The following is a 2,775-nucleotide window of genomic DNA, read 5'->3' as shown; positions in this document are numbered from 1 at the left end:
ATCCCCCCCACCCCCGCCGGGTTGCGCCTCACCCTCCGGGGTTGCGTCCCCCCGTACACCCCCCCCCCCCTAGTGGCCCGGCACTATAGGTACGCCGCTTGACATACCCTGGCAATCAGGCGCTTAATCAATTAACGAATTAGTTAATTGATTACTCATGCCCACCGACCAGATCTTCGAAGCCCTTGCCTCACGCCCGCGCCGGGAGATCCTGGCCTATCTGTCGGCGCAGGAACTCACCGCTGGCGAGATCGGCCAGCGTTTCGAGATGAGTGCGCCGGCCATCTCGCGCCATCTCTCGGTTCTCGCCGCCGCCGGACTGGTCACCAGCGAGCGCCGCGGTCAGTTCGTGTTCTACCGGCTTACCCCCGACAACATGGTCAACACCTTGAGTCGCTTTGCCTTCGAGGTCTGCCCAACCGCCGGCCCGCTGCAACGCGAATCACGTCGCAACGCCAGGACCAAGCCCAAACCCGCCAGCTGACAACCACGAGGCATCGCATGGAACGCAGTCGCACTCCCAACGAAAGCAGTTTTCCGCATGTCTCGATCAATGCCAGTGATGGCAGCCGTGCCGCGGAAGTCACACTACTGACCCAGCTGGATGTGGGCGCCGGTGATGCAGTTGCAACCGCAGCAGGCGCACGCCAAGCCCAGCATGCGCATTTCAATGATGCGCTGGACGAGCCCTCGGCGCGGCTGTCAGCTCCCGATCTGGCTGCCGGCGACAACGCCGCGCTGTACACCTTCTCGGTGGGCCGCCATGGCCACCCCTTCCATCGTCATGCTGCACCGCGCGTGTTCACTGCCATCAGCGGCAGCGGTGGTGCGCGTCTACGTTTCATCGCCGCCGGTTCGGCTTGCGATACGCCGCAGGATATCCGACAGGCACTGCGCCACGTCGAGATTCCCGCCGACTGCCTGTTCACGGTGCGCATGGCCGCCAACACCTGGCACCAGTTCGAACCACTGCGCGGCAACGGCAGGCACCCGGCGCTGTTTGCGGTTTCCTGCCATCCCGATGAAACCGCAGGCGCGCTGGACCCCGCACAACACGCACAGGTCATGCGTGGCGAAGCCGACCTCGCCAGCCTCACTGAACTGATGCCGGCAGCACTGCAGCAGCACACACAACAGACGCATGTGTGGACCAGCGTACTCAGCTTCGATCCGCTGCCTCGGCAAGCCTGGGCCTGCGCGCATCTGCGTCGTCATGCCGGGCAGGTGCGTCAGCTGCTGGTGCAACTCCATCCACGCAACGGCACCCGTTCACACCGACTGCCCGCCCTGCAAACACACAGCAGCCACCAGCTGCAGCCAGACTCGCTGTTGGCCAAGCAACTGCCGCGTCACCACCACCAGGATCACGTGGAGATCCAGATCGCTCAACACTGGCTCGGTGGCAGCAATCCGGAACAGCTGCTGGCAGCCTTGCTCACCGCCTTCATCCAACAACCTGCCGGCAGCGTCAGCGGCCTGATGCGGCTGCGGAATCTGTTGGCGCGGCCGTTGCGATTGCGCACGTCCTCACTAGGCTGCCCGGTATCGTCGCTGTTGAGCGATGCGCCGACACAACGCTTTGCCCAGCGCTTCCCGGTGCTGGCCATGTCCAGCAGTACCAACGCGGCGCAGGTGCTGCTCGGCGCCGATGATCGTCACCTTCAGTTCCGCTCCAGCGTCAGCGTGCAGCGCGAAGGCGAACGGATCACCTTCAGCCTCTCCACCCGCGTGTATTGCCGCAATCCCTTCGGACACCTGTACATGGCCGCGGTGGACCCGATGCATCGCCACTTCATCGCGCCGAAGATGCTGAAGACCGCCGTCAATTGCCTGCTGGAGGAAGCAGCAACAGTCGTCCCTGCCGGCGGTGCGGCCATCGTGACGATGTGAACGGCCGCATCGTTCAGCCGATGGGACGATGCAGGCAGTAAACGGCGACTACCGGAGCTGCCCGTATCGCAGTAATTTGACGACTCGTTCCGAAGGAGGCTGCCATGGCCCACGTCACCATTGAATCAACGGGGAGCAACTACGTCCATCGCATCAGCAACGGCGTCCACCAGCTTGTTGCCGATGAGCCTGCCCGGCTGGGCGGCCAGGACGCGGGCATGGCGCCGTTCGATCTATATCTGGCATCGCTGGCCGCCTGCACTGCGATTACCTTGCGTATGTATGCAGAGAAAAAAGGCTGGGAGCTGGGTGAGTTCAACGCCGAGCTAACCTCCAGCCGCGATGAAGCCGGTAAGCTGCAGGTGCACCGCATTCTTTCCGCTACCGGCGCGTTGACCGACGAACAATGGGAACGACTACTCGACGTAGCCACCCGCACACCGGTCACGAAAGTGATGGGCGAAGGTGCGACCATCACCAGCGAACACCGCGCCCTGAAGGGTTGAGACGCCATGTTTACGATTGTTGTTATCTGGGATGCAGACAACGCCGAAGTGACCCAGTGGGACGAGACACCGTGGGTTACCACCTTCAAGGATCGCGAAGTCTCTTTGCGGGCTGGGCCGCGCGAACGTGTGGATGCCAACGGCGTCAGCAGCCAGGTGGCGGTCTATCTGCCCGATGAATTCAACGAGGAAGAGTTCCAGGACCTGTTCGCCGCGCATGAGAAGCGCATTCCAGAACTGCACCTGCATGGCTGATGCCTGATGTGGGTGGCTTGTTTGTAGGGGCGGGGGGGGGGCCCCCCCGGGGGGGGGGGGGGGAGGAAAAAAAAGAAGCGCGAGGCGCCGCCCCCCAAAAAAAAAAAAAAACAGGGGGGGGGGG

General features: G+C 63.1%; 4 protein-coding genes. All 4 read left to right on the top strand.

Translation table 11 applies throughout. The annotated features are described in order from the left end of the window. Positions 1-157 precede the first annotated feature (157 nt). The 4 genes from ACVOMF_RS20785 to ACVOMF_RS20770 all read left to right on the top strand — a co-directional run bounded on the left by ACVOMF_RS20785 (position 158) and on the right by ACVOMF_RS20770 (position 2,651). Complete coding sequence (locus ACVOMF_RS20785) at positions 158-484, top strand: metalloregulator ArsR/SmtB family transcription factor (protein ID WP_481510959.1); 327 nt, start codon at positions 158-160, stop codon at positions 482-484. Positions 485-501: 17 nt separating this feature from the next. Further along, positions 502-1,890 (top strand): DUF2867 domain-containing protein, encoded by a 1,389-nt coding sequence (locus tag ACVOMF_RS20780; protein ID WP_481510958.1) that lies wholly within the window; start codon positions 502-504, stop codon positions 1,888-1,890. A gap of 104 nt (positions 1,891-1,994) precedes the next feature. Then, positions 1,995-2,396 carry an OsmC family protein gene (locus tag ACVOMF_RS20775; RefSeq protein ID WP_481510957.1) on the top strand — a complete coding sequence of 134 codons (402 nt, stop codon included), beginning with the start codon at positions 1,995-1,997 and terminating at the stop codon, positions 2,394-2,396. Positions 2,397-2,402: 6 nt separating this feature from the next. After that, positions 2,403-2,651: a hypothetical protein gene (locus ACVOMF_RS20770; protein ID WP_282273345.1), complete on the top strand. Its 249-nt coding sequence runs from the start codon at positions 2,403-2,405 to the stop codon at positions 2,649-2,651. The last annotated feature ends 124 nt before the right edge of the window (positions 2,652-2,775 follow it).

This window comes from Stenotrophomonas sp. STEN022, assembly GCF_056760155.1.
The sequence above is the reverse complement of the archived record's forward strand: the minus strand, read 5'-3'. Positions and strand labels throughout refer to the sequence as shown.